Annotated in this window: 37 protein-coding genes; 22 read left to right on the top strand and 15 right to left on the bottom strand. The window is 66.0% G+C overall.

Going from position 1 to position 24,397, the window contains the following annotated elements; all coding sequences use genetic code 11:
- Positions 1 to 202 precede the first annotated feature (202 nt).
- From QNI11_RS12345 to QNI11_RS12295, 11 genes are all read right to left on the bottom strand, one after another.
- On the bottom strand, positions 203 to 814 hold the full coding sequence (locus tag QNI11_RS12345; protein ID WP_283980367.1) for a hypothetical protein: 612 nt from the start codon (positions 812 to 814) through the stop codon (positions 203 to 205).
- Positions 811 to 1,503, bottom strand: a complete 693-nt coding sequence (locus QNI11_RS12340) for a hypothetical protein (protein WP_283980366.1) — start codon at positions 1,501 to 1,503, stop codon at positions 811 to 813. Before QNI11_RS12340 ends, QNI11_RS12345 begins: the two co-directional genes overlap by 4 nt.
- Positions 1,500 to 1,673: a hypothetical protein gene (locus QNI11_RS12335; protein ID WP_283980365.1), complete on the bottom strand. Its 174-nt coding sequence runs from the start codon at positions 1,671 to 1,673 to the stop codon at positions 1,500 to 1,502. The genes QNI11_RS12340 and QNI11_RS12335 overlap by 4 nt, the downstream gene beginning before the upstream one ends.
- A gap of 2 nt (positions 1,674 to 1,675) precedes the next feature.
- Positions 1,676 to 1,951: a DUF2312 domain-containing protein gene (locus tag QNI11_RS12330; protein ID WP_283983507.1), complete on the bottom strand. Its 276-nt coding sequence runs from the start codon at positions 1,949 to 1,951 to the stop codon at positions 1,676 to 1,678.
- A 129-nt stretch (positions 1,952 to 2,080) separates the two neighbouring features.
- Positions 2,081 to 2,344, bottom strand: coding sequence for a hypothetical protein (locus QNI11_RS12325; protein ID WP_283980364.1), 264 nt, complete (start codon positions 2,342 to 2,344; stop codon positions 2,081 to 2,083).
- Between the two features lie 133 nt (positions 2,345 to 2,477).
- Positions 2,478 to 2,717: a hypothetical protein gene (locus tag QNI11_RS12320; protein WP_283980363.1), complete on the bottom strand. Its 240-nt coding sequence runs from the start codon at positions 2,715 to 2,717 to the stop codon at positions 2,478 to 2,480.
- A gap of 13 nt (positions 2,718 to 2,730) precedes the next feature.
- The gene (locus QNI11_RS12315; protein WP_283980362.1) at positions 2,731 to 2,937 is read right to left on the bottom strand and encodes a hypothetical protein; all 207 of its coding nucleotides are present in this window, start codon (positions 2,935 to 2,937) and stop codon (positions 2,731 to 2,733) included.
- The gene (locus tag QNI11_RS12310; RefSeq protein WP_283980361.1) at positions 2,934 to 3,173 is read right to left on the bottom strand and encodes a hypothetical protein; all 240 of its coding nucleotides are present in this window, start codon (positions 3,171 to 3,173) and stop codon (positions 2,934 to 2,936) included. Before QNI11_RS12310 ends, QNI11_RS12315 begins: the two co-directional genes overlap by 4 nt.
- A gap of 103 nt (positions 3,174 to 3,276) precedes the next feature.
- Positions 3,277 to 3,414: a hypothetical protein gene (locus tag QNI11_RS12305; RefSeq protein ID WP_283980360.1), complete on the bottom strand. Its 138-nt coding sequence runs from the start codon at positions 3,412 to 3,414 to the stop codon at positions 3,277 to 3,279.
- Positions 3,415 to 3,470: 56 nt separating this feature from the next.
- A complete protein-coding gene (locus QNI11_RS12300; RefSeq protein WP_283980359.1) occupies positions 3,471 to 3,758 on the bottom strand; it encodes a hypothetical protein in 288 nt (95 codons plus the stop codon).
- Entirely contained in the window at positions 3,755 to 4,090 is a 336-nt protein-coding gene (locus tag QNI11_RS12295) for a hypothetical protein (protein WP_283980358.1), read from the bottom strand. Before QNI11_RS12295 ends, QNI11_RS12300 begins: the two co-directional genes overlap by 4 nt.
- A gap of 168 nt (positions 4,091 to 4,258) precedes the next feature.
- On the opposite strand from QNI11_RS12295, the gene QNI11_RS12290 reads away from it, so the two are divergent.
- Positions 4,259 to 4,783 (top strand): hypothetical protein, encoded by a 525-nt coding sequence (locus QNI11_RS12290; RefSeq protein WP_283980357.1) that lies wholly within the window; start codon positions 4,259 to 4,261, stop codon positions 4,781 to 4,783.
- A gap of 87 nt (positions 4,784 to 4,870) precedes the next feature.
- Here QNI11_RS12290 and QNI11_RS12285 read toward each other — a convergent pair whose 3' ends face one another.
- Together QNI11_RS12285 and QNI11_RS12280 are read right to left on the bottom strand one after the other, a co-directional pair.
- Complete coding sequence (locus QNI11_RS12285; RefSeq protein ID WP_283980356.1) at positions 4,871 to 5,185, bottom strand: hypothetical protein; 315 nt, start codon at positions 5,183 to 5,185, stop codon at positions 4,871 to 4,873.
- Positions 5,186 to 5,431: 246 nt separating this feature from the next.
- Positions 5,432 to 5,911 carry a helix-turn-helix domain-containing protein gene (locus QNI11_RS12280; RefSeq protein WP_283980355.1) on the bottom strand — a complete coding sequence of 160 codons (480 nt, stop codon included), beginning with the start codon at positions 5,909 to 5,911 and terminating at the stop codon, positions 5,432 to 5,434.
- A 250-nt stretch (positions 5,912 to 6,161) separates the two neighbouring features.
- On the opposite strand from QNI11_RS12280, the gene QNI11_RS12275 reads away from it, so the two are divergent.
- On the top strand, positions 6,162 to 6,614 hold the full coding sequence (locus tag QNI11_RS12275; RefSeq protein WP_283983506.1) for a hypothetical protein: 453 nt from the start codon (positions 6,162 to 6,164) through the stop codon (positions 6,612 to 6,614).
- A gap of 914 nt (positions 6,615 to 7,528) precedes the next feature.
- On the opposite strand, the gene QNI11_RS12270 is transcribed toward QNI11_RS12275, so the two are convergent.
- Positions 7,529 to 7,777 (bottom strand): hypothetical protein, encoded by a 249-nt coding sequence (locus tag QNI11_RS12270; RefSeq protein WP_283980354.1) that lies wholly within the window; start codon positions 7,775 to 7,777, stop codon positions 7,529 to 7,531.
- A 470-nt stretch (positions 7,778 to 8,247) separates the two neighbouring features.
- Here QNI11_RS12270 and QNI11_RS12265 point away from each other — a divergent pair, with 470 nt between their 5' ends.
- From QNI11_RS12265 to QNI11_RS12235, 7 genes are all read left to right on the top strand, one after another.
- Positions 8,248 to 9,795, top strand: coding sequence for a hypothetical protein (locus QNI11_RS12265; RefSeq protein ID WP_283980353.1), 1,548 nt, complete (start codon positions 8,248 to 8,250; stop codon positions 9,793 to 9,795).
- Between the two features lie 8 nt (positions 9,796 to 9,803).
- Positions 9,804 to 10,493 carry a hypothetical protein gene (locus QNI11_RS12260; protein ID WP_283980351.1) on the top strand — a complete coding sequence of 230 codons (690 nt, stop codon included), beginning with the start codon at positions 9,804 to 9,806 and terminating at the stop codon, positions 10,491 to 10,493.
- Complete coding sequence (locus QNI11_RS12255; protein ID WP_283980350.1) at positions 10,490 to 10,975, top strand: hypothetical protein; 486 nt, start codon at positions 10,490 to 10,492, stop codon at positions 10,973 to 10,975. Before QNI11_RS12260 ends, QNI11_RS12255 begins: the two co-directional genes overlap by 4 nt.
- Positions 10,972 to 11,280: a hypothetical protein gene (locus QNI11_RS12250; protein WP_283980349.1), complete on the top strand. Its 309-nt coding sequence runs from the start codon at positions 10,972 to 10,974 to the stop codon at positions 11,278 to 11,280. Before QNI11_RS12255 ends, QNI11_RS12250 begins: the two co-directional genes overlap by 4 nt.
- Positions 11,277 to 11,936, top strand: coding sequence for a hypothetical protein (locus QNI11_RS12245; RefSeq protein ID WP_283980348.1), 660 nt, complete (start codon positions 11,277 to 11,279; stop codon positions 11,934 to 11,936). Before QNI11_RS12250 ends, QNI11_RS12245 begins: the two co-directional genes overlap by 4 nt.
- A gap of 171 nt (positions 11,937 to 12,107) precedes the next feature.
- Positions 12,108 to 12,716: a hypothetical protein gene (locus tag QNI11_RS12240; protein ID WP_283980347.1), complete on the top strand. Its 609-nt coding sequence runs from the start codon at positions 12,108 to 12,110 to the stop codon at positions 12,714 to 12,716.
- Entirely contained in the window at positions 12,713 to 13,522 is an 810-nt protein-coding gene (locus tag QNI11_RS12235; RefSeq protein WP_283980346.1) for a hypothetical protein, read from the top strand. The genes QNI11_RS12240 and QNI11_RS12235 overlap by 4 nt, the downstream gene beginning before the upstream one ends.
- 81 nt (positions 13,523 to 13,603) lie before the next feature.
- Here QNI11_RS12235 and QNI11_RS12230 read toward each other — a convergent pair whose 3' ends face one another.
- Complete coding sequence (locus QNI11_RS12230) at positions 13,604 to 13,798, bottom strand: hypothetical protein (protein ID WP_283980345.1); 195 nt, start codon at positions 13,796 to 13,798, stop codon at positions 13,604 to 13,606.
- A gap of 258 nt (positions 13,799 to 14,056) precedes the next feature.
- Between QNI11_RS12230 and QNI11_RS12225 the strand changes: the two genes are divergently transcribed.
- From QNI11_RS12225 to QNI11_RS12165, 13 genes are read left to right on the top strand one after another with little or no spacing between them, the layout of a single operon-like run.
- On the top strand, positions 14,057 to 14,680 hold the full coding sequence (locus QNI11_RS12225) for a hypothetical protein (RefSeq protein ID WP_283980344.1): 624 nt from the start codon (positions 14,057 to 14,059) through the stop codon (positions 14,678 to 14,680).
- A 1-nt stretch (position 14,681) separates the two neighbouring features.
- Positions 14,682 to 16,676, top strand: a complete 1,995-nt coding sequence (locus tag QNI11_RS12220) for a phage terminase large subunit family protein (RefSeq protein ID WP_283980343.1) — start codon at positions 14,682 to 14,684, stop codon at positions 16,674 to 16,676.
- Between the two features lie 3 nt (positions 16,677 to 16,679).
- Positions 16,680 to 16,895, top strand: a complete 216-nt coding sequence (locus QNI11_RS12215; RefSeq protein ID WP_283980342.1) for a hypothetical protein — start codon at positions 16,680 to 16,682, stop codon at positions 16,893 to 16,895.
- Entirely contained in the window at positions 16,892 to 18,472 is a 1,581-nt protein-coding gene (locus QNI11_RS12210; RefSeq protein ID WP_283980341.1) for a phage portal protein, read from the top strand. The genes QNI11_RS12215 and QNI11_RS12210 overlap by 4 nt, the downstream gene beginning before the upstream one ends.
- Entirely contained in the window at positions 18,435 to 19,856 is a 1,422-nt protein-coding gene (locus QNI11_RS12205; RefSeq protein WP_283980340.1) for a S49 family peptidase, read from the top strand. Before QNI11_RS12210 ends, QNI11_RS12205 begins: the two co-directional genes overlap by 38 nt.
- Positions 19,857 to 19,873: 17 nt before the next feature.
- Positions 19,874 to 20,311: a hypothetical protein gene (locus tag QNI11_RS12200; protein WP_283980339.1), complete on the top strand. Its 438-nt coding sequence runs from the start codon at positions 19,874 to 19,876 to the stop codon at positions 20,309 to 20,311.
- A gap of 14 nt (positions 20,312 to 20,325) precedes the next feature.
- Positions 20,326 to 21,276, top strand: coding sequence for a Mu-like prophage major head subunit gpT family protein (locus QNI11_RS12195; RefSeq protein WP_283980338.1), 951 nt, complete (start codon positions 20,326 to 20,328; stop codon positions 21,274 to 21,276).
- Positions 21,277 to 21,278: 2 nt separating this feature from the next.
- Entirely contained in the window at positions 21,279 to 21,638 is a 360-nt protein-coding gene (locus QNI11_RS12190) for a hypothetical protein (protein ID WP_283980337.1), read from the top strand.
- Positions 21,635 to 21,940 carry a hypothetical protein gene (locus tag QNI11_RS12185; protein ID WP_283980336.1) on the top strand — a complete coding sequence of 102 codons (306 nt, stop codon included), beginning with the start codon at positions 21,635 to 21,637 and terminating at the stop codon, positions 21,938 to 21,940. Before QNI11_RS12190 ends, QNI11_RS12185 begins: the two co-directional genes overlap by 4 nt.
- 35 nt (positions 21,941 to 21,975) lie before the next feature.
- A complete protein-coding gene (locus tag QNI11_RS12180) occupies positions 21,976 to 22,578 on the top strand; it encodes a DUF6441 family protein (protein ID WP_283983505.1) in 603 nt (200 codons plus the stop codon).
- 2 nt (positions 22,579 to 22,580) lie between these two features.
- Positions 22,581 to 23,006 carry an acyl-CoA transferase gene (locus QNI11_RS12175; RefSeq protein WP_283980335.1) on the top strand — a complete coding sequence of 142 codons (426 nt, stop codon included), beginning with the start codon at positions 22,581 to 22,583 and terminating at the stop codon, positions 23,004 to 23,006.
- A 13-nt stretch (positions 23,007 to 23,019) separates the two neighbouring features.
- Positions 23,020 to 23,967: a phage tail tube protein gene (locus QNI11_RS12170; protein WP_283980334.1), complete on the top strand. Its 948-nt coding sequence runs from the start codon at positions 23,020 to 23,022 to the stop codon at positions 23,965 to 23,967.
- Positions 23,967 to 24,383 (top strand): hypothetical protein, encoded by a 417-nt coding sequence (locus QNI11_RS12165; protein WP_283980333.1) that lies wholly within the window; start codon positions 23,967 to 23,969, stop codon positions 24,381 to 24,383. Before QNI11_RS12170 ends, QNI11_RS12165 begins: the two co-directional genes overlap by 1 nt.
- Positions 24,384 to 24,397 lie beyond the last annotated feature (14 nt).

Here is a 24,397-nt window from a genome sequence, read left to right as displayed (position 1 = left end):
GTCCTTCGATCAAGCTCCGGGCAGTCGAACAGTGGCTTCTCTGCGTCTGACGCCTGCTTGGTGCACGGAAGCCGTAGGCCGATCCCAAAGTTTGAGCCGCCATTGCAGCGCATCGCCCACGCGCGGACATCGCGTCCCATGGCGCAGGACGGTCGCCGGTCTGGGAATAGGCCAAGGAAGTGACGGCAGCTGTTTTGGTCGGTCACTGGCCGTCCTCCCCTGCGAGGGTGCGGAGGGCTAAGTGGATCACTTCTTTCATCGTGTACCACGGCAGCATGATGCTTTCGGAAACCTCGTCGCCGTCCTCATCAACGCTTGTGATTGGCACGCGAATTTCGCCGATCATCTCTGGCTTGAGATCGTCAAAAATCGGGTTGGGACAGTTTGCCAGAAGCGCCTTCGCCGCCTCTGCCACGCTGGGGCGGGCTGGAGTGTCGTCGGCCGCGCCTTCGGCGCCGGTGATGTGCTTCACCATCGCCTTGGCCTGCTTGTAGTTTAGCAGGTTGGTGCCCACGGGCTGGTGCTTGTGCTCGTACGCGGTGCCTGCGTTCATCACCGGTTCGAAGGTGATGCCCGCGTCGGGGGAGAAGTCCTCCGGAAGTGGCCACGTGAGGAACCGCCGGGTCATGTCCTCGACAGAAGGCGGGCAGCGTCTGGCGGCGGCAAGCTCGGCCTCCAGTGCGGCGATGCGGGCGGCGGCTTCATCCATCAGGCGGATCGTTTCGTCGCGGCTTTGCCACATGCTTCCACGGCAACCTTGCGCGAAATTCCGCAGTTGATCAGTCAGCCGCGCGGCTTCTGTCTGGTCGGTCATGCCGCCATCTCCTCTGCTGTGGCCCACGCGCCCCACTGAGCGGCGGCCGCGTTCATCATTCCGGGGTAAGATCGGCTGCGCAGGCGGGCGCGTTCGGGGCCCGGCGGCATCCGGTGAACGGCGTTCCACGCCTTCCACTCGGCAGTGTCGCGCTCGGGTTCCGGTAGGCGGTCCGTTGCGACCAGCTCGGGGAGTCCGTCCAAGTACCAGCCGGTCGCCTTGTAGGCAGGTTCGCCGAACCAGAAGGGCTGCACCATCTGGGGCGCCGGCAGGTTGGCGGGCATGCGGTCACGGGCGAGGTCGTTCATCTCCGGGTTCTCGATCGCGCGTCTGGGGATCGGTGCCGTCCAGCATGTCGTGAAGATGTCGACGCCTTCCTCGAACTCGTCGCGCATGTCCTCCCAAGTCCTGCCCTTGGGCAGTTGCTTCGGTTGGGTCCACTTGCCGGGCCCGGACATCCAGCGCCGCCCGGAACGGCACAGGCGCGTGCAGGGCGGGTGCATCACCGCCAGAAGGTCCCAGCCCTCCAGCAGGATGCCATTGCGAATGTCGCAGCGGATGTGCCGGTTGCTGCCGTCCTCGGCCGCCTCGATGTCGCAGGACCAGACATCATGGCCACGCGCAGCGAAAGCCCGGCGTGCGATGCCGGAGGTTTCACAGCCGATCAGCACGCGCAGTGGGCGGGTCATGACTGGCTCTCCTTCGGGCGAAGCGGCAACCCGAACCGAAGGAACGGCGCCGCCAGGGCGGCGTCTTTGGTGTCACCCTCCCGGGACGCCAGAGCGGCGACGGCGCGGATCGTGGCGTCGTCGTGGTCTGCCGGGCGGCGGATGATCTGGCGGGCTTCGTCGAGGGTCATTGTCAGGGCATCCCGAGCGCGGCCTTGTACATCTCGAGGATCGCATCTTCCTCGGCGACATCGTCCGCATCGCGCTTGCGCAGGGAGATCACCTTCCGCATGACCTTGGTGTCGTACCCGCGGCCCTTGGCTTCGGCGAAGACCTCCTTCACGTCGTCGGCGATCTCCTTCTTTTCTTCCTCGAGGCGTTCGATCCGCTCGATGAAAGTCTTCAGCTCTCCCGCAGCGACGCCATAGGCGCGGTTGGAGACGGCCTTGTCGTCTGAGGTCTCACGCATGGGCGGCTTGCCGGTGACTTTGCGTGCGGCCTTCTGGAAGTCCGACATGGACATCGGACCTGTGCTGATCTCGGTGCCGTCTGTGAGTGTTGCGGACATACGAATGGTCTCGGCCATGACTGGCTCCTTTCAGTGAGGTCGGGCGATGCGCCCGGTCCAGGCGTCGAACTCGGTGCGGAGGGTGTCGAACCGCCGGGCGGCGGCCGGGGTGGTGTCTAGCTCGCGGCGGCTGTCGATCCGGCACCAGCGGCGCAGGAACTCGGCGGACGCCTCGCTGCTGAACTGGCCGCCGTCGAACCCTTCGCGCTCTGCCGCGAACCGCTGGAAGCGCGCGTCGTTGCAGAGCATGGCGGCGCGGCGGGCGATGGGATTGGCGCAGGGTTTCGAAGGCATGACAGCATCTCGGATCAGTAGTGGCGGTCGAGATCGGCGAGGATGTGGTCGACGATCCGTTCGTCTCGGGACTTGCCGCCGCATGCGGCGAGCGTGAGGAGGGTGGCGAGGATCAGGATGCGCATGGGGGGCCTCACTTCTTTGGCGGTTTCGGAGTCGTTGGCCGAAACTGCTCCGGCAGTTCCAGGAAGTTCTGCGTCACCGGTTGCATGAAGACGCCGAAGCCGTCGGGGGGCGTTTTGCTGAACCTCGTCCAGTAGGGCTGCCAGAAGACCCAGCGACCGTCCCAAAGCTCCACGGGGCAATAGGCAAAAGCTTGCCTCCAAGTTTCCCTGGCCTCCTGCTTTTGCTGCTTGGTCTTCCCGAAGATCATTGTCGCGTCCTGTTCAGATCAGTTGCGGGGTGGCGTCGTCGCCGGGCTGGGCGACGTGGGTGCATTCGAGGACGGCGTAGGGCTGGCCCGAGGTCGTCGCGGTGCGCTCGGCGGCGGTCTTCGCCTCGGCGTAGGTGTCGTAGCGCTTGCGCGGATCGCTCTTGCCGTGAAGGGCCGCGCCGAGGTGGGCGATCTGCCAGAACTTCTCGGACGCCTTCATGTCCGGTCCTCCAGGTAGCGCTCGAGGGCGCCCTGAAGCTGGGTTTCGTCTTCGCCGGCGGAGGGCATCGCTTCCAGGACGATCCACAAGGCGTTCGCCAATGCGGTGGAGGTTTTCCCGGCGTCAACGTTGCCCATGGCGATAACGTCGCCGTCGTGCACCGCATCGATCATGTCGCTGGCCGCAGAACTGGCGAGGGACGCCGCAGCGAGGAGATTGTGAATCCGTTCGCTCATGCAGCCCGCTCCGATCTACACCCCGGGGCGCACCGGACTGGCGCTAAGCCCCGGGGGCGGGCCGCACCATGCGGCCGCGCTCTGTTGGGTGTGGCCGGGGCCATCATTCGATGCCTGCCAGGACCATCAGGCCGCCGATCAGCAGGACGGTGGCCAGAGCCGTCAGCGCCACGACGACCACCATCGCGGCGACCGAATAGCGGCCGGTCAGGAGGTCGATCAGGTCCACGCGTCGCAGCATGCCGGCCGTCGTGATAAACGACGCAAGTGATGCCAGCAGAAGGCAGATGCCCAGAATCATGCCATCACCGCCCGCTCTGCAGCCATCTGCCGGGCGGCCATGTCGATGATCCGGGTGACGTCTTCGGTCAGCGTCTGGGCGGTCGACAGGTAGAAGGTGTCGATGCCCTGTTCGCCGAGTTCCTGCACGATGATGCGGGTGACGAAGGCGCCGTCCTCGCGGCGGATGTCGTAGGTGTGGATGTCCGGGCCGGATGCGCCGAAGGTGCGGGCGAAGTCGCGCGCCTCGACCCGGAACCCGGCGCGGCGCAGGTCGATCACCAGGCGGTCGCGGGCGCGGGTCATGACGCGCTGCCCTGCGGGGTGTGGCGCGCGACGGCGGCGCGGATGGCGGGCTGGGCGGCGGCAACAGCCTCCGCCACGGTGCGGTGCTCGAACGCCCGGGGGGCCGGTGCCCAGCATTCGGGGTGCCGCAGGCGCAGAAGGGTCAGACGGTGGGCGCGGTCGTCCTCGATCCGGGCCGAAGTGCCGTCCTCGAGGATCTGCCGGGCCTTGAGCGCGGACCATGTCTGCATGGCCATGATCGGGTTGGGGCGCCTGTCGCCGACCATCAGCGCGGCGGTTTCATCGGAACGGACAGAGGTCGCGGGGCGTCCGCTGGAGTGGGCTACCGGCATGGTGTCACCTTCAACATGTGGGGAGGGGGTGCGTTCGGACCGCTGGTCGTTGCCGCAAGGGCAAGATGTGGTATTCTTCGGTGCGGGACGCGTGACGACACCACGCGCCCCGCCACATCCCCACTGAAAAAGGGTCAATGGAGACATGTTCAAAAACGGAGAAACCAGATGGGCCAAAAAACCGAGGCCGGGAAAGCCGCCGACGCCGGGTGGCGGGACGCAGGGGCAGCCGCCGATCATCCGACCGCCCCGCCCGTAGTCGACATTCAATTTCGGCTGCTGTTCTCGGGCATTTACCACGAGATCTGCGAGCATCGGCTGATGCGCTGGCACCGGATGCTGACCGCGGTCAACATCACGCTCGGGTCCGGGGCGGTTCTGGCCATCGGAAACCAGCATGCGCTGATCGCCCAACTGATGGCTGTCGCGGTCGCCGTCGTGGGTGCCGTACAGCTGGTCTGGGACCACGGAACCGCGGCGCGCCAGCACGCGCTCTTGCGGCAGAAATTCTACGAACTTCAGTCGCGTGTCGCCGCCGGGGGCGACGCCCGCCAGGTTGAGGCAGAGCTGGTGCTTCTGCACGGGCAGGAGCCGCCCTGCCGCAAGCGACTGATGGAGCGGGCGCACGACCGGGCGGGGCAGTCGATGTACGGCGACGATTTCACACGCGCGCGGTCCAGACCGGCCGCCTGACAGAACGCGGCCCCCGCCATGGACGCCGGTGCCCGGGCCTCTTTCGCGGTGCGGTGTGTTCGTCATGGCGGGTGTCCCTACAGCGGATTAGACGGCGGACCGGATCGCGCTACCGCAGTGCGCGCAGCGTTCCAGCGATACTGTGGGGGCGCCGCGGCCGAGGTTGCGGCGATACTCGCGGAAGGCGGCGCGCTCCGCTTCGAGGGCAGCGTTGTCGCGCTTTTCCACCCACTCGGCGCGACGGATGTAGGCGGCGCTGTGGAATGCAGCGAGGGCGCCGTGGTTCTCCCACAGGGCGTAACCCGCGTCGTCTCGACCGTCCTTCTGCCGATGGAGTTCCGCCACGATAGCGTCGATCCTAAGGTCGATTGCCCGGATCTTGCGTTCTGCTTCGGTGGTCATCTCGTCTCTCCCATCTGCCCGCAGCAGGGTGGTTATGGGGAGGGGATATATTAGACAAAAATCTAATCGTCAAGAAAAAGTTAGACGTAAATCTAAAAGCGCGACACTTCACGCTATGCGAAGGGTATGCCTTGCGGTAAATGTGTTGAAATTATGACGGGGGCACTATGACGCAGGCAGAGGAATTTGAGCAATTTCTGGGCAGTCTGACTCCCGCCGCGTTAATGGCCCTGCGGCGGGATTTGATCAGGATTTCTGAGCGGTCAGGGCGCGTAATTGCTCTAGAACAAACCCGCGCTGCTCTTCTGGCAGACCAAAGAACAGGCGCCTAAGCTCTTCGTACTCACCCTCGCCAGTGTACGGAATACCAAGCGCTTGCGCGATGGCGGCGGCCCGGTCTGCGGATGTGCTGGAGCTCGTTCCCTTAAGGAATTTGTCGAGCGCATGATAGGAGACGCCTGAGCGCCGCGCCAGCTCGGCTTTGTTAACGTCCTGCGCTGACATCGCAGCCAGAACCTTGGCCCTGAAAGCATCCATATCCATGGCGCTCTTGTAGGCATACCAGGGCAGTGCATCCACTTGCCGATTGTCTGACTGGTATCTTTTGACGAGATTTAGATTTTTATCTAACAATTGGCGCATGAACAGGTCAGCCATCATTAAGGCCGTCGAGGAATACGCTGAGGCGTCCAGCTTGGCACCGTCCACGATCTGCCAGTACGCCACCAAAAACCGTTTGGTCTACCATCGGCTTTTGAACGGCGGTTCTTGCTCTCTCGACACCGCCGAGCGGCTCGTTGAGTGGATGCATCGGAACCCTCCATCTGGCGCCCCATCTTCAGAGGCAGCCGAATGAAACCCGACGCTAAACTTTCCTGCGCCGTCATCTATGCCGGGCCTCCGTCGAGCCTCGTTAACGACTTGTTAACCTTTTCTGCACCGCGCTGCGGGGCCTCTCAAGGAAACGGGGTTGCCGATGCTTGATGCGCGCCAGGTCAACGCCGCCATGTCGGCCCTGATCGACGGGACCTTCGGATGCCTCGACGCGGCGGCCGAGACGATCAACGCCCGGCTGGGCTCCTCGGTCTCGAAAGGCACCCTGTCGAAGATCCTGTCGGGCCAGCACCAGTGGCCGGCGGTCTACATCTGGGCGCTGGAGGATGCGGCGGGGCGCTACCCGGTCTCGCGGTTGCGCGGGTCCGGCGCGCCGTCCGAAGCCGCGCGCGCGGGCCTGCGTGTCCTCGATGCCGCCAGCGCCGCGTCGCGCGAGGCGGGCGAGGCGATCTCTGCCGCGGTCATTGCCGCCCAGTCCGGGGATGCCAGCGGGCAGGCCCGCGCCCTGCAGGAAGCGCGCGAGGCGGCGGAGGCCATGGCGCTGCTCGTCCAGTCGCTCGAGGCGAAGTACGACGCCGACGAGGGTCAGATATGACGTTCGGCTGCTCCACACTCACCGGAACCCTCACAACCTGTGCGAGAGTTGTTGTTCGCATTCAACATCTTGTTTCGAATCGAAAAGTCGTCTCTGTATTGAGTACCCAGAGAACTTGCCGGGATGGCCGAGGAGCTGACCACTCCGACGCTATGGCGGTGCCGGGACTTAGTGCAGTTTTCCCCGGTTCCGTTTGGGGCCGTTTCACGGATGGTGCGGCTTCAAAGGTCGAGCGGCGTGTTGTGCCGCTCGACCTAGTTTCCCCGATAATCACCAATGCCCTCTTGCGGTATGGCATTGTCGATTTTGGGCTTGATAGAATCGATAAACGCGATAAATGCTGCCCCTGCGTCAATCAGGAGCGTCCCCACGTTCTCCGGCGCTTCGCCAAGGCACGGGCGAATATCGGGCCGAGCTCGTGGCAGCTCGGCCCATTTGACCGCAGGGTCGGTTCCCCTACATCTTGTCCTGATCTTAAGGCTTCGGTCGTATCCATCCCGTCGGCAGACCGGGTCATGTCTGTCTCCTCTCTATGGAAAACTGTCCGGCGCGTGGGCTCTACGCCCGCCGCCGGGCTTCTTTGGGGGGTGGCCTTCGCGATGTGCAACCTCTCTGCCCGGTGCGGAGGCGGGGGCAGACCGGGCGCTTTTTCCGCTGCAAACAAGCATGATCGCCTGACAGCGGGTAATCGAGCCGACGCTTCTGACATGCAGAAGCTGAAGGCATACGCGACCGCCGAACAGGATAGACGCGCCTGCCGCCGAGAGTTGGCGTTCGCAGATATGAGTTCCGGCCGCTCCACACTCACGGGGCCGGTGGCGGGACGGGGCGCAAGGCTTCGTCCTGCCCTGTTTCACGGTGCGAGGTCGGCGGGTTCCTCCCTGTGGCTTTCCTCGCCACCCGCCTTCACCACGTCAGTGGCGCGCGAACAAGTCGTCGCTCAGCGCGAGCGCCTTCTCCGCCGCTTCCGGCCAGACCTCGCCGCGCAGGACTTCGCCAATGCGACGGGCGTCAACGCCGAAGTGGTGAACGATATCTGTGTAAGAAACGCCCTGAAGCTTCATGACATGAACGGTCACAGCTTCTTCCTCATTGATTGTTTTACGGCGAATCGTGATATCGTTCAGGGGGACACCCGTGACAGGGTGCATCGAAATAGCCATGGAACATTTCTTTCTGTGGCTATTGCGGTTCCAGGCCGGGTTGACATTTGGCCGAGATCCGCAGTGGGCCGCGTAGTGAGTGTCGCGGTATCACAGGTCGGGCGACGCTCCAGGTCGCCCGACCGTAAGCCAAGCATCCGAAAGCACGGGCAGAGTCGTCAAGGCTATAACCTCATATATTTTGTGTTGAGCTTCTGCGCGTCCCCCAAGGTGTGGCGCCGCCGTCTTGTGACGGTGCTATCCATGGTTTTTCCACCAAAATTCGCCGCGCCTGTGGCGAAACCTGAGCCGGGCCCGTGGCAGCCCGGCCACCTTGACCGCCGGGGCGGTTCTCTCTCCTCCTCCCTGAGCGCCGGACCGGCGGTCCTTTCCCTCCCGCTGGCAGACCGGGTCATGTCTGCCACCTCCCTGTTGGAACTCGCCCGGCGCGTGGGTTCGCCCGCCGCCGGGCATCTTTCGGGGGTGGCCTGATGGCGTTGTCGGCAGAAGACCAGGCGGCGGTTGACCGCTTCCTCGCTAAGGGCGGAAAGGTCCAGCGGATCGAGGGCGTCGTGCCCCGCCAGCCGTACCTTTGGGACGGCAAGTCGCTGGTGGCGGTCGACCCGGATACCGCGGGCTGGCGAGCGACAAGCCGGATCGGGCGGAAGCGCGATCCGCACGCGGTCCAGTCGAGGCGCAAGCCTGCGCCTTGCCCGAAGGTCGCGGCGCGGCGCGCACGGGTGGCCGATCTGGTCCGGCAGAAGAAGACCGGGCCGGAGATCGCGGAGACCTTGTCCGTGGCCTTGCAGGTTGTCTACGCCGACGTGCAGCGCCTCGGGCTGACGCTGACGCGGGCCACGCAATCGCCCGCGCCCGGCCTCGTGGCACCAGCGCGGGTCAAGCGCGATCCGGAGGTGGTCACGCGGCGCGCCGCGGTCAAGGCCGCGTTCGACGGGGTCAAGTCGCTGCCGGATCTGGCGCGCGAACTGGACATGCCACAAGCGACGGTGCGCGACCACCTCGACGCGCTCGGGCTGAAGGCGCCGCACGGGGTATCCGGTCCGCAGATCGGCAGCAGCATCCGGGCCAAGGCCTACCAGCGCCGCCAGAAGGTCAAGGCGCTGGCGGCCGAGGGGCTGACCAGGACGCAGATCGCCGGGGCCCTCGGCGTGGCGCTTTCGACAATCGATGCTGACCGGGCGGTCCTCGGGATCACCTTTCCCCGGGCGCGCGCGGCCGGCCGGAAAGAAACGGCTACGGAAAAGAAGGAACGGCGCGCCCGCAAGCGCGTGGCCGAGATCGCCGACCGACGGCGGTTCAAGGTCGGCATTCCGGCCAACGGTGAAATCGCCAAGCTGGTCGCGGCGGACGCGACCCGGACGCTCTATCCGGGGACGGTGCGCCGGCCGGATGACGTGGTGCATGTCCTTAAGAACGGCGTGAACAGCGGCAAGATCGGCGGGCAGGTGCTGGTCGGGCGCTTGCGCGGTGTGCCGATCCACACGCTGACGCTGGAAGAGCGCGCCAGCTGTCCGACGTCCTGCCCGTTGTGGCGGGGCTGCTACGGCAACGCCATGGACAAGGCGCAGCGCATGGCGCACGGCCCGGAACTGATGGAGCGCCTGCGGGCCGAGGTCGCGCACCTCTGCGCCGCACACGAGCGCATCCTGATCCGGCTGCACGTTCTCGGCGACTTCTGGTCGGTCGATTACGTGGCCTTCTGGGGCGCGCTGCTGCGGCAGTATCCGGGGCTGCACTTGTTCGGCTTCACCGCCCGCACGCCCGACGACGAGATCGGCGCGGCGGTTCTGCGGGTGCGCAACGCCTATCCGGACCGCTTCATGATCCGGCAGAGCGGGCGCACCGGGCTCTGGGGCAGCTTCACCATCGACTTTCCGACGGAGCGAAAGACCATCGGCGATGCCGTGGTCTGCCCGGCACAGCTGGACGCGAACGCCGGCAGTCCGCGCCAGGTCCATTGCGGCAACTGCGCGGTGTGCTGGTCGACCGACCGCCCCGTGGCGTTCATCGAGCATTGAGGCGCGGCATGGCGACATCGGCAAAGCCCCTCTTCCGCGCCACCAAGGCGAAGCGCAAGGTGCATCCGGCGCAGACCATCATCGGCAACCTGCCGGAACAGCGGGCGCCCGAGGCGCTGCGCGATCCCCTCGACTTCGACCCGACGCCTTGGGACGCAACTGCGGCCTTCCTGGATGCGGAAGGCGAGCGGATGCGGGAAATCGGGGGTCCGGTCTGGGAAAATGCGTGCGGGGATGGCCGGATGGCTCGGGAATTGCGCCGCCAAGGGTTCGAGGTCTACGCGTCGGACATCGTGGATCGTGGGTGGCCCGGGACGGTTGTGAAGGGGTTCTATGACTTCAAGCAAGCGCCGATCGGGGTGAAAATCGCCTGCACGAACCCGCCTTACAACGAAGTGTCCGCGAGGGACGGACACGGTCGCTGGCTTCGGCATATCGAGGATCTTGGTCTGGACTATGCGGCCATGCTGCTCAACTGGGATTGGATTGCCGCCCGTCAGAACGGGATGGATGAACTTCATGAGCGGTTCCCTGTCTCACGGGCTTACGTCTGCTGCTGGAAGATCGACTTCCGCGGCAAGGGTTGCCCGCCACAACGCAACGCGTGGCTTGTCTGGGACAGAGCATGGAAGGGCGAAACGGTCCTGCGCCGCCTGTTTCGGGAACGCGCCCATGAACAGCAGGAGGGCCTGTTTTGACCCTGACAGCCGGTTTCGCCTTTGCGGACAAGCACCTCGATCTGTACGCCGATCATGACCTCGGCCCGACATGGAAACTGCTAGGCGCGCGCGGGCGTGTTCTGGCTGGTGGCGATGTCGGTGCCTGTGGGCTGCGCGCCCGCCAACTGCTGGAAGGCGCGTTCCACATGGCTGCGTTCGAGAGGATGGCGGGTGTCGGGTCCGGTACCTTCGACCTCGGGCCCATGGCGCCGCTGGTCTCGGTTGCGGTCGGCATCGCGCTGGCCGGCCCGGGCCTTTTCGACGTGCGGCCCTTCATGCAGCCGCTTGCCGCCGCCCTGCCGCTTGTGGGGGACGAAGATCTACGTCCGCTCTCCGATGCACTGATCGCGGTGCGGACCGATGTGCAGGCGGGCGATCAGCTGGGCCTAGACCACTCGCTGCACGCGCTGCGCTATGTTCTGCGCCGCCTGTGCCAGGACCGGATCGGGGGGCAGGGATGATTAGAGACAATGATCTTGTCTTTGCTATCGATCCTCCCGGTGCCCCCTTGGAGGCTCCCAAGCGTAAGATGGGAAGTGGTTTCGATGAATTCGAGATGTTCGCCTACATGCACCAGCGCAGGGCTGCGAATTTTGATGTCGATTACGGGCTGCTCGTTCTGACCATTCATGGCGATACCGGCATTCATCGAGGTATCCGGCGCCGTCAACAATGGTCGATGGCGTTCTCAAAGGAGAACGCGCTCCTACTTTTACAACAAATGGAGCGCGCGTTGACGCTTTGCGGTGATGGGGGGCAGGGATGAGCGCCACGCACCTGCGCCAGGTTGGCGGCAATGGAGAGACCGATCTGCCGGAATACCCGATCTCGGCATCGGAGCGGCTCGATTCCCACTACTTCGTCCAGTTCAACCACGACCGCTACGACCGCAGCGACTTCCGCCGGAAGTCCTACCGCGACCCGGAGGTGGGCTTCTTCGGGCTGGAGCTGTTCTTCAAGTCGCACGGTGAATCGCCCCTTGGGACGTTGCCGCGCGATCCGGAGGCACTGGCCTTCCTTCTCGGGCTGTCGCTGGAGAAGTGGCAGGGGCTGACAGAGCGGCGCTTCAACCCGCTCTACAACTGGTATCCCGTCCGCTGCGACAACGGCGAGGTCCGCCTCGCGCACCCGGTTGTGACAGAGGTCATGGAAGCGGCCCTTGAGGGCCATCGGGAACACAAGGCCAGCAACGAAGAGAAGGCCGTCCTGATGCGGCGTCTGCGTCTGAAGGGTGCGCTGAAGAAGTGCGGCTGCGGCCCCGATCTCTGTGCCGATGAGGTGGCGGTCGCGTGGCTCGACGACTGGCTGGTGGAGAACCACCGCGGTCGCCGTCAGATGCCGCAGTTCCAAGTGTCGATCGGGCGCGCGCTGAAGGCGGCGGCAGAGGCGGACGTTTTGGGGGCGCGACGCGGCCCACGCTGAAATCAAAGGGAAATTTCCTCCGACTGTGGTTGGAACGTTACCGGACAGTGCCGGAACAGTTCGGAACAAACGGTAACAGTTCCAGACATAAGAGAGGAAACGAAAGGAAATGAAATTGAGAGGGCGTCCGGTCACAGACCCGACCGGTCGCACCTGTGGATAACTCGGGATATGGCAGTGAAAGGGCAGGACATGACGGAGACGGACAGCACACCGGACCATGAGCCGGGCCGGGCCCGGGTGAGGCGGGTTCTGATCGAACCACTGGAGGAGGCGGGCATGGTGCGCCCGCAGACCATGAAGGCCGAAGACTATCAGGCCTTCCGGGGGCGGCTGCAGGACAAGCTGGCCTACCTGTCGGAAGAGGCGCTGGCAGGCCTGCGCGCTCTGGTCACCCACGGCGCCCGCGGCAAGCAAAAGGACCAGTGGCCGAAAGAGGTCACCATCACATCGATTGCCTACCGTCTGCACCCGCCGCCGCCGCGCGCCTGCGATTATGCCGTCTCGGTCCTACGCTCGGCCATGGGCCGCACCGCGCGGTCGATGGGCTACCAGGTGGAGCTGCTCGACATCGCCCGCCGCTGGGGACCGCCGCCGGGCCGGTATCAGCTCGACCAGCTGCAGGCGCAGTCTCAGGAAAACCGGGCGAAGGTGCGGATCATCGAAGGGCGGATCAGCCGCGGCGTGGCCACGTCCGACGAGGTCAGGTGGCTCGGCTGGTACCGGGCATTGAGCGACGAATGCGACGCGATACAGCAGGCAGAAGGGCAGGCAGCATGAGCGTGATCTGGGTCAACTCCATCGGGACGGCGTTCACGTTGCGCCCTTACCAGTGGCGGCTGGAGGAAGAGCGCAGGGCTTGCGCTGCGATCCTCGCTCGGGCGACACCGCCAGGCGGTGCCAGCGCCAAGATCCCGGTTGCGCCGGCGCGGGGTGCCTGCCGGGCAGAGGTTCCGAGCGAGGCAGTCATGACAGGCAGCGGGCCGCGGGTGCGTACGGACAGATCGACGGGTTTGCGTGTTCATCGTCTCGATGCGTGGGATCGGATGCACAGTGCCGCGCACCGGTCGTTTCCTTCGCGGCTGGCACGGTGGGAGGCGGAGCGAAAGGCGAAGGGCCTTCCGGTGGAGGGGCGCGGTGTCCGCCGCCCGGTCTTCGTGCCGCCCTTCACGGTCGGGCAGGTGGAGATGGGCCGCGAATACGCGGCTCTGGTCGAGCGTCTCGCGGCGTCCGGGGTCAAGTGCTGCAGCATCGAGATGGCGGGCCGCGGTGGATCAGGCACGGGACTATCGGTGTCTGAAGCCGTCTCGCGCGACATGACCAGGCTGCGCGTGATGGAACGCAGGGTCGGGTCTGGCCTCGTGAAGGACTGCGTCAGGCCGTCCAAAGGCGGCATGCGGTCCACGATCCGCGTTGCCGATCTGGTCAGGGCGGTGTGCGTCGATGAGATGACCCTGGCCGAGGTCGCGCGCCGCCATGGCTGGGCAAAGAACGGCAGGATCGTGGACATTTTGAAGGCTGAGCTGGCGGCTGCGTTGGAGCGCATGCGCGGCTTCGATCTGGCCGCGCCGCGCGAAAGCTCTTGACAGCTGCGTCACCCGAGACGTAGCACTATGTCATCATCACCAAGTACGCCCGGGCCAGAGATGGCACCGGGCGTTTCTATTTCAGTGGATGCTGGTGTTCCTGGCGATGGTCGACAGGTGGCACACGATATCATCCAGCGCCTTGCAGACAGCGAACGTAATCACTCCACCTGCGGCAACCCCGGCGCCGGTTGGCCATTGGCCGTTGGCGGCGAGGTAGATCCCGAGGACCGAAGCGCAAAGCGCAGTCAGCGAACCGGTCAAGAGCAAGAGCATGGCGGGCCTCCTTTGGTGCGATGCAGCGTCAAGGTAGTCGCATCCACTGGGTGGTGCCAGCCTGCGCCGGCGCACCAGACCCGGGCAGCCGGGTTGCACCCACGATGAAGGCCGACCGAGGTCGGGGCCGGCGGGTCCTTCCGGTCGGCGACTGTATACGGGTGGGCGAGGCTCAGAGGTTTCGCGTGGGTAAACGAGTTGGAAAGCCTAAACTCGGGACGCCTAAACAAAGGGGGAAAGGTTTAGAGGGAGAGGAGCATGCCCGGACTGACGACGACAGAGCTCGCGAAAGAGCTGGGGGTCACGAAAGGGCGGGTCAGCCAGTACGTCAGCGAGGGCAAGCTGGACGGCTGTTATCAGGGTGACGGGCGCGCGCGCCGGTTCGATCTGGTGAAGGCGGCCGAGGCGCTCGGGCGTCGGCTGGACAAGGGGCAGATGATGGGGAACGGCGCGGCGACGCGGCGTTCCCTGCGCGAGATCGAGACGGGCGACGACAATGACGCGCCACAGAACCGCCAACCGAGCGGCGATCTCCTTCCTCCGCGCGACCCAGACCGCTACGAGCTGGCGCGGACCCAGAAGGTCGAAGAGGAGGCGCGCCGTTTGCGCCGCCAGAACGCTCTCGACGAAGGATCGATGGTCCTGGCCGAGGAGGCCGCGCGCCAGGTCAAACGGCAATTGGCGCAGGAGATCGCGCAGGTCGAGACGATGCTGCGCGACGCCGCCCGCCGTGTGGCCGACGTGATGGGCGTCGATTACCGCGAAGTGCGTTCGATCCTGATCGATCAATGGAGGGCGCACCGTGGCGACCGGTCCGAGGCGCTGAAGGTCGCGGCGGATGAAGCCGGGGCCACCCACGAAGAACGCGAAGCGGACTTCTGACATGGGATTCCTGACCTCGGCAGAGGCCGTGATCGCCGCGGCCTTGTCCGAGGCCATGGCACCGCCGCCTCCGCCGGACATTACTCGCTGGTGCGAGGAAAACATCGTCTTTGACGAGCGGTCGCCCATGCCGGGCCCGTTCCGGATAGAGCGGTTCCCGTTCCTGCGCGAGATCCACGAGGTCCTGAGCCCGGAACATCCGTGCCGCGAAGTGACCGTCCGGGGATCGGCGCAATGGGGCAAGACGGTCTCGGTGCTGAATCCGGTGATCGGCGCGTGGCACGAGTACGGCCCGCTCGACAGCCTGGTTGTCCATCCGACCCACAGCTCGGCCACCGAATGGGTCGACAACAAGTGGTTGCCGATGCGCCGCCAGGCACCGAGCCTTCGGCGGCTCTTCGGCGACGGCCGGGGCGGCGACAACAAAGATGCGAAGTTCAACCAGGAGACCCTGACGCGGAACGGTTCGCTGAAGGTCACCTCGGCGGGTTCTCCGGACGATCTGGCCGGCACGTCCAGGCGGCTTGTGGCGCTGGACGACCTGTCGAAGTTCGAGATGACGCCGAAGGGCGACCCGGAAAAACTGGCGGAGAGCCGGGCGAGCGGGTTCGAGGACGCGAAGATCCTCGCGATCTCCACGGCGCAGCTGGTCGGCACCTGCAGGATCAGCCGGCGGTATGAGCGGAGCGACAAGCGGCTGTTCGATGTGCCGTGCCCGCACTGCGGCCACATGGCGCCGCTGACCTGGGAGAACTTCCGGCGCAACCTCGATCCCGAGCGCCTGCACGCGGCATGCTTCACATGCGACGACTGCGGCGGCGTGATCGGGCACGCGGACAAGGAACGGATCGTCGGGCTGGGAAAGTGGGTTGCCACCAACCCGGCGGGCGATCATCCGGGGTTCCACTTGTGGCGGGCCTACGTGCCGCAGCGGGACTGGGCCTCGATTGCTGTGGAATATGCTCGGGTGATGGGCTGGACGCAGTTGTCTCTGACCGGGGAGACCGAAGAGGCGATTGCCCACACAGTCGAAGCGGAGACCGAGCAGACCTTCTGGAACGACGTGCTGGGCCTGCCTTACGCGGTGGCGAGCAAGGGGCCGGACTGGGAGAAGTTGCGGGACCGGGTGGAAAACCAGCCGGAGGGTGAGGGACTTCCGCGCAGCATCGTTCCCGCCCGGGGTGTGATCCTGACCGCAGGTGTCGATTGCCAGGGCGACCGGACCGAGATCCACATCGTGGCGCACGGGCCGAACCACCAGCGCTGGCCCGTCGATTACATCGTGGTGCCACATCACATCGCGGACGAGGCCTGCTGGTCGGCGCTGGATGGCTACCTAAAGGCGACATGGCGCACCGAGCGCGGCCTGCGCCTGCCGCTCGACATGCTCGCCATCGACGGCGGGACCTACACGGATGCGGTCTGGTCGTGGGCCACGCGCTGGCCCTGGGACCGGGTGATCGTCGTCAAGGGTTCGAACAGTGCCAATGGGCCGACGATGGTGCCGCAGAAGTTCGAGCGCCGGGCGGACGGGAAGGCCAAGCGCCGGCAGAAGCGCGCGTTCATGCTGAACGTGAGCCAGCTCAAGGGCGACTTCTACGGCTGGCTGGAAAAGGACGATCCGCTGTCGCGCGGCTACGTGCACTTCGCTCGGGGGCTGGGCGACGAATACTACCGCATGGTGACCTCCGAGGTCCGGGTGCTCCGCCGCAGTTCGTCGGGCGTGGTGAATGCCCGCTGGGAGCTCGTCGAGCCGACACGCCGAAACGAGGGACTCGACACCATGCTCTACGCGGAAGCGGGGGCACGCCGGAAAGGCTGGCTGTCGCTCACGGCGGAACAGTGGCTGCGACTCGAGGCCGAAAGGGGCGCTGCCCCGACCGAGGACCAGCCGGACCTCTTCGATGCCGGTGTGACGGTGGCTCCCGCAACAGACGGGCGCGACGCACAACCGGTGCAGACCAGGAAACGCCGCGTGCGCGGCCAAGCGGGGTAACCCATGCCAGAAATCGACTATGTGGCGCGGCTTGCCCTGGTGCAGGCGGCGATCACCGCGCTGCTGACCGGCAAGATGCAAAGCTACGACCTTGACGGGCAGAAGGTGACCTACCTGGACCTCGACAGCCTACTGGCCGAGGAGAAGCGCCTCGTCGCGCTCGCGCGTCGGCAGACGCAAGGCGCCCGGGCCGCCTTCAAGCGGGGGGTCATGTCGTGAGCCGCCAGGTTGCCATGTCGCGTCTCGATCGCATGATCGCGGCGATCAGCCCCGGCATGGCGCTTCGTCGTGTGGCGTCGCGAAAAGCGCTGACCGCCCTGTCGGGATACGATGGCGCCGGACGGCGACGCAGCGCCACGGTGAACTGGGGCGCGCAGGTTGCCAGTGCGGATGCAGACACGCTGCCGGACCTCGAAGACCTGCGGGCCCGGTCGCGCGACCTGGTGCGCAACGACCCTCTGGCGCAATCCGCTGTCTCGACGAAGGTCGTGAACGTCATCGGCCCGGGTCACATGGTGCGTCCGGAGGTCGACCGCGACAGGCTGGGCATGACGGCAGAGCAGGCGCGGACGTGGGAAGCGCTGGCGCTGGACATCTGGACGGACTGGGCGGGGTCGCGTGACTGCGACGTCACCAGGACCCAGACCTTCGCGGAGCTGGAAGACCTGGTCTACCGCTCGCGGATCCTGTCGGGCGACGTCCTGGCGGTGCGCCGGTACAAGCGGCGCCGGGGGCGGCTTCTGGGCACGGCCCTGCAGATCGTCGAGGCAGACCGGCTTTCGAATCCGCACTGGTCGCAGGACGGGGAAACCCAAGCTGGCGGCATTGAGTTCGATACGGATGGCGCGGCGGTTGCCTATCACGTTGCCAACCGGTTCGCGCTTGATCGAGGTGTTCGTGGCGCAGTGACCTGGCAGAGGGTGCCCGCCTACGGCAGCCGGGGGCAGTGGATGGTTCTGCATGTCCATGGCACGCGGTGGCGCCCGGACATGTCGCGCTATGCGCCGATGTTGGCGCCGGTGATCAACGCGCTAAAGCAACGCTCAAGGTATTCCGAGGCCGAGCTGGTCGCTGCAGTGGTCAGTGCATGCTTCGCCATCGGGGTGACGTCCGCGGACGGTGATCTTGCCAGCGGGTTGCAGACGGAACAACAGGGCAAGGGCGGTGCTCCCGACATCAAGCTGACCGAACCTGGCATGATCGTCGATCTTCTGCCGGACGAGCAGATCCAGGCATTTGCCCCGGGTCGGCCGAACCCTCAGTTTTCGCCATTTATCGAGGCGATTGCGCAGGAGGTCGGGGCGGGAACCGATCTGCCGTACGAACTGCTGATGAAGAAGTTCCAGGCCAGCTATTCGGCGTCGCGCGCGGCACTGGAAATGGCATGGCAGTTCTTCCGCGCAGACCGGGCCCTGCACGTCACCCAGTTCTGCCGCCCGGTCTACGAGGCGGTGATCGGCGAGGCGGTGGCCCGGGGGCTGCTGGAGGCGCCCGGTTTCTTCAGCGATCCGCTGCGCCGACAGGCGTGGCTGAACGCAACGTGGATGGGACCGGCAAGGATCACCATCGATCCGGTCAAGGATGCGACTGCGGATCGCGCTTACCTCGACATGGGGGCGACATCGCTGACACAGATCACGGCCACGCGGTTCGGGCAGGACCATCGCGACGTGCGCCGCAGGCGTGCCGAGGACGGCAGCGATGCGGTCACCGGCGCGGCACCGGCCGAGGGGGCAGACCGCCCGGACACCGAGGACGATGACGACATGGAAACGGGGGCTCGCCATGCTGGTTGACCGCTCCGGGCGCACCTGGCTGATGCGACCCGACGAAATGATGATCGCACAGGCCTGCGACATGCGCGAGGAAGGCCGCGAGACGCGTGCCTTCGACGGTGCCGAGATGCTCGAAGGGTCGGACTTCGCACGGGTGATCGACGGCGTGGCGGTGATCCCCGTCATCGGCATGCTGATGCGCAAGATGTCGTTCTGGTTCTGGTCCTACGAAGAGGTGCTGCGGGACGTCATGCTGGCGCAGGCGGATTCCTCGGTGCGGTCCATCGTGCTGGACATCGACAGCGGCGGTGGGCTCGGCGCCGGGTGCGGGGATTGTGCCAGGGCCATCCGTGAGAGCGGGCCGAAGCGGATCGAGGCCTTCGTCGGCGGCACCGCCGCGTCCGCGGCCTACTGGCTCGCGAGCGCGGCCGATCGCATAACGCTTGGTTCCGGGTCCATGGTCGGATCGATCGGCACGAAGATCGAGTACGTGGACTTCGAGCCGGTGCTGGAAAAGATGGGCGCCCGCATTGTCCGCGTGGTGGCTGAGCAGAGCCCGCTGAAATGGACGGACCCGGACAGCCCGGAAGGCCGCGCAGAAATGCAGGCGCTCGTCGATTCCGGTGCGCAGGACTTCATCGAGAGCATCGCAGCGTTTCGTGGCGTCACGACGCAGCAGGTCATGGATCGGTTCGGGCAGGGTCTCGTCTTCGACGGCGGCGAAGCCATCGAGCGCGGCATGGCCGACGGCCGGGGCAGCTTTGCCCGTCTGATCGCGGACATGGTCGAGCGCGGTACGTCCGATCCCGAAGGTTCGGCACCAGATCCGACCGATCCCCAGGCAGAAACAAGCACGGGGCTGGCGGCCCGTGGCAGCATCAACGCGGGCCCCGCCACCGCAGCAAAGGAGGAACCCATGGACTGGGATTCCATCACCCTGGCCCAGCTGCGCGAGCACCGGGCCGACATCGTGGACGAGATCGCCGCATCGGCGGCGGCATCGGCTGGCGATGAAACCAAGGCGAAGATCGATGCGGCTGTGGCGACCGAGCGTGCCCGTATTTCGGCAATCGACGAGATCGCCACCGGGGCGCACGGCGACCTCGTGGCGAAGGCAAAGGCCGACGGCTGGAGCGCCGAGAAGCTGGCGCTGGAAATGGTCAAGGCCGACAAGGCGGCGGGTGCTGCCGAGATCGCCGCGCTGGAGGCCGACGACGCGGTCGCGGCCGTGGTGCCCCTGCGACCGCAGTCCACCACCGCCACAGGGGGCACGCCCGAGGACAAGGCGAAGGCGGACTGGGACAAGGACGCAAATCTGCGCGCCGAGTTCGGCGACGACTTCGACGCCTACATGGCCTGCATCAAGGCCGAAACCGCCGGCCGCGTGTCGCGTCGCGGCGCCTGATCTGAGGAGCATGGAGAATGGCAACTCTTTCGAAGGACGCCCCGCGCGTCTACCTGCCGGGTGACCAGTCGGCCTACCCGGTGATCGCAGCCGACGTCATCTACGAAGGCGCCGCAGTCGGTGAAAACGGCTCGGGCTACAGCCGCCCCTTGGTCGCCGGTGACGTCTTCCAGGGCTTCGCCATCGAGACTGCCGACAACAGCGATGGCAGCGCCGGCGACATCGACGTGGTGGTGAAGACGCAGGGCAAAATCCTGCTGTCCATCGCTTCCATCGGCATCACCGCCAACGATCGCGCCGCGGTTTACGCCAGCGACGACGACACCTTCACCCTGACGGCCACGTCGAACAGCCTGATCGGCTTCGTGTCGCGCTGGGTTGCGACCGGTGAGGCCGTTGTCGAGTTCGATGCGGCGCTGGCCGCCGCCCACAACAGCGCAGCCGCGGCTGTGTAAGAGAGGACGAAACCATGACCGCAAACAAGGGTCTTTCGAGCCGCGCCATCATCGGGCGGTTCTATCAGCGGCTGGAAGCCGCGATGGCCGCCTCCTGGGCGTCCAGCATCGCCATGACGTTCACCACCGACCAGGAGTCGGAGACGTACAAGTGGCTGGGTCAGAGCCCGACCATGTCCGAGTGGAAAGGCGACCGCCTGTTCCACGGGTTGCGTGAGGCCGGAATCACGATCGCGAACATCCACTGGGCCAACGGCATCGAGGTGCCGACCGACTGGGTGCGTCGCGACAAGACCGGCCAGATCATGACGCGCGTCGGCGAACTGGCGGGGCGCGCGGTGACGCACAAGCAGAGCCTCCTGTCGAGCACGCTGATCGCTGCCGAGTCCGCGGTCTGCTACGATGGGCAGTATTTCTTCGACACCGACCATGTCGAAGGCAAGAGCGGCACGCAGTCGAACGACATCACCGTCGACATCTCGGCCGTTCCTGCCGCAGTGCATGGCACCACGGCGGCACCTTCGCCGGAAGAGGTGCGGGCCATGGTCCTCGCCGGGGTCGAGAAGATCCTCGGCTTCAAGGACGACCAGGGCGAGCCGCTGAACGAGATGGCGCGGCGGTTCCTCGTGATGGTGCCGACGACTTACTTCTCGTCCGCTGCTGCTGCCCTGAAAAATGCGGTGCTGGGCGGGGGCGACACCAACGTCATGGCCAGCCTCGACGGATACACCTTCGAGCTGGCCGCAAACCCGCGCCTGACGTGGACCGACAAGCTGGTCGTCATGCGCATCGACGGTGACGTGAAGCCGTTCATCTGGCAGCAGGAAACCGACCTGATGCTCGACGTGATCGCCGAAGGCTCTGAGGAGGAGGTCAAGAACAAGCGTTGGCTGTTCGGCACCAACTACCACGCCAACGCCGGTTACGGCTACTGGCAGCACGCCTGCCTCGTCCAGGCGGTGTGATCATGGTTCCCGTTCGTGTGATCGCTGCGGGCGGGGCCACCTTGCGTGGTCCCGTCTCCGTCAAGCTGACCCGGGAACAGTGGGCGAAGCGCGTCCACGTTCTCGGCGCAGTGCCGAAGCGCATGAAGGCCGTCGAGATCGGCGGCGGCCAGGCGCTGTCCTTCAAGTACGGCGAAGAGTTCGAGGTCGAAGCCTTCGAGGGTCGTCTCAACGCGGCGTTGTTCGAGGACCTGTCCGAGCCGCCCGCAGAGAGCGCCGAGGATGGTGCCGGCGCGGCTGAGGCAGGCGAGGGAGGCGGTCCTGCCGCCGCAGCCGAAGGTGGCGACACCTCTGATGCTGCCGAAGACGGCGACGACGAGTGACGTTCGCCGCCGACGCCGCCGCCATCTTCGACGGGCCGCTGGGGCTCGACGCGGTCTACACGCCGTCCGGCGGTGGGTCGGTTCAGATACGGGTCATTCCCGATCTCGGCGACGCGGCGTCGGACTTCGGGCCCGGGCGGATCGTTTCGCCCGCGGCCACCTTCAAGATACTTTGCGCCGACGTGGCTAATCCGGTCGCGGGCGACGCTCTCGTGGTCGGCCCCGACAGCTTCATCGTGCAGGGTGAGCCTGTCCGCGAGGATCGTCGGATTTACTGGCGCGTCGAGGCGCGCCCGGCATGAAGTTGGTCATCCGCCAGGACGTCGACGTGGCCGAGATGATGGCGCGCGATTTGCAGCGTATGGAGCGCTCGCACACGCGCGCGATGCTGACCGTCGCGCGTGACCTGAAAGGCGCCTGGCGGTCGGAGATTGTCGAGGGCGGACTGGGAAACCGGGTTGGAAATTCGGTCCGATCAGAGAGCTATCCCAAGGGCGACAACAGTCTGAATGCCGCGGCGATGGTCTGGACCAGGGCGCCGGAGATTGTAGCCGCCCATGATCAGGGGACGACGATCCGGTCTTCGAGCGGTGTCTGGTTGGCAATCCCTTTGGAAGCGGCAGGGAGCGGGCGCTTTGGCCGACGGATGACGCCGCTCGACTTCGAGCGCCGGACCGGCCAGCGCCTGCGGTTCGTCTACCGGCAGAACCGGCGCTCGGCGCTTCTGGTGCTGGATGATGCGCGTTTGACGAAGCGCGGCCAGGCGCGCCGCAAGGGTGGGCGCCGCCGCAAGGACGGCGTCCTGACAGGTGCGCAGACCGTACCGGTGTTCCTGCTGGTGCCGCAGGTGAAGCTGCGCAAGCGCACCGACCTTATCCCGACGGCAGAGGCCGTCACCGACCGTATTCCCGGCCTTTTGGCCAACTGGCTGGAGGGCTGAGCATGCCGACGGGTGCAGTAGAGACGCGCCTCGCGGCGCTGCACACCGCAGTTGCGTCGGCGGTGACCGCGGAGGTGCTGCGAAACGAGGTCCTGCCGAAGGCGATCCCAAGCGCTGGCTTGGTGATCATGCGCGACGGCGTGCCTGACCTCGCCGATGTCACGCTGCCACTGACCTACCACTACGACCACCGTGTCGAGTTCGAGATCTACACACAAGCGTCGGAAGACCGCGAGGCGCTGGCGGATGTGATCCGCCAGGAGCTGGGCGCCGCCATCAATTCGGACCGTGCACTCGGCGGCCTCTGCGACTGGGTAGAGGGGCAGCCCACCGGCAGCGACGACATTCGCGTCGAGGGCGGCGAGACGATCCGTGTCGATACCATCGTGGCCACGCTGAGTTACGGCGTGGCCGATCCTTTGACCTGACAGGAGGTGCGCCATGGCGCGAGGAAGAGGTGAGCGCTCGCTTATGCCGGGCGTGTTCGAGAGCGTCGAGAAGACGACGCCGGCCAGCGGGTTCTTCTACCTGCCTTACATGACCAACGGGCTCTCGCGGCGCGAGGGTCTCTTGGAAGACGACATCGTCGGCACCCGCGATCCCGGCGACCCGGATCTCGACAACCCGGTGTGTGACGGTGACATCACCATCCCGATCGATGTCGACGCCACCGGCTTCTGGCTCAAGGCGCTTCTGGGCGACCCGACCACCAGCGAGGTTACGGGCGTTTACACGCATGTGTTCGAATCCGGCGCATGGACCCTGCCCAGCATGTCGCTGGAGCGACAGGTGCCGGACGTGCCGTCGTTCGAGATGTTCTCGGGTGCGCGGGCGAACCGCCTGCAGATCGAGATGCAGCGCGGCGGGCGGTTGAACGGCACTGTCGGCGTGATCGCGCAGGGCGCCGCCACTCCGGCGGGCTCGACGGCCGCAGGCACGCCGACCAGCTTCGGTGAATTGCCGTCCCGCTTCATGCAGCGCGAGGGCGTGGTCAAGATCGGCGGCTCGACGGTCGCGAACGTCGTCGGCCTGTCCTTCGAGTACAACAACAACCTCGATCCGGTGGAGACGATCACCGCCGACGGGTTCATCGGCGGCCTCGATCCGATGCGGGCCGCCTGCAGCGGAACGATGCGCCTTCGCTTCGACTCCGAGACGCTGTTCGCCGCTGCAAAGGCGGGCACCGGGCAGACGATTTCTCTGGAGTGGACGAAGAGCGCGAGCGCTTCGCTGGTTCTGGCGCTTGGCCGGGTCAAGCTGTCGGTGCCCGGCCGCCCGATCGATGGGCCCGGCGGTATCGAAGCCGAGTTCCAGTGGATGGCCGGGCGCGAAGCCAACGGCGACCCGATGCTGACCGCAACCCTCGTTAACGAAGTGGACGCTTACTGATGCTGCGCCTGAACCTGAACCCCGATCCGATCTGGCACGACCTCGCGCGCGGCGTCCGCGTGCTCTGCTGCCCTGTTACCTCGTCGCACATGGAAAAGGTCCGCGAGGATCTGTTCGGAAAGACCGGCGGAGCGGAGACCGCGGGGGATGAAACCGACGCCATCACCTTCGTCGACTGGTGCAAGGCGCTGGCGCCGCGTGTCGTGCTCGACTGGGAGGGCGTCGGCGACGAGAGCGGCGACCCGGTCCCGCCGGACGCGGAATGGCTGTCTGCCATGCTCGACGACGATCAGTGCTTCGTCGCGTTCCGTGACCGTGTGCTGATGCCCGCGCTGCTGGCGGACGCGGAGGGAAACGGCTCTACCGGCGCGCCGAATGGCACTTCGGAAGCGCCGGGTACTGCGAAAGCTGCATAGAGCGCTGCGAGACC

It is taken from the genome of Sagittula sp. MA-2, assembly GCF_030126985.1.
Lineage (GTDB): Bacteria > Pseudomonadota > Alphaproteobacteria > Rhodobacterales > Rhodobacteraceae > Sagittula.
The sequence above is the reverse complement of the archived record's forward strand: the minus strand, read 5'-3'. Positions and strand labels throughout refer to the sequence as shown.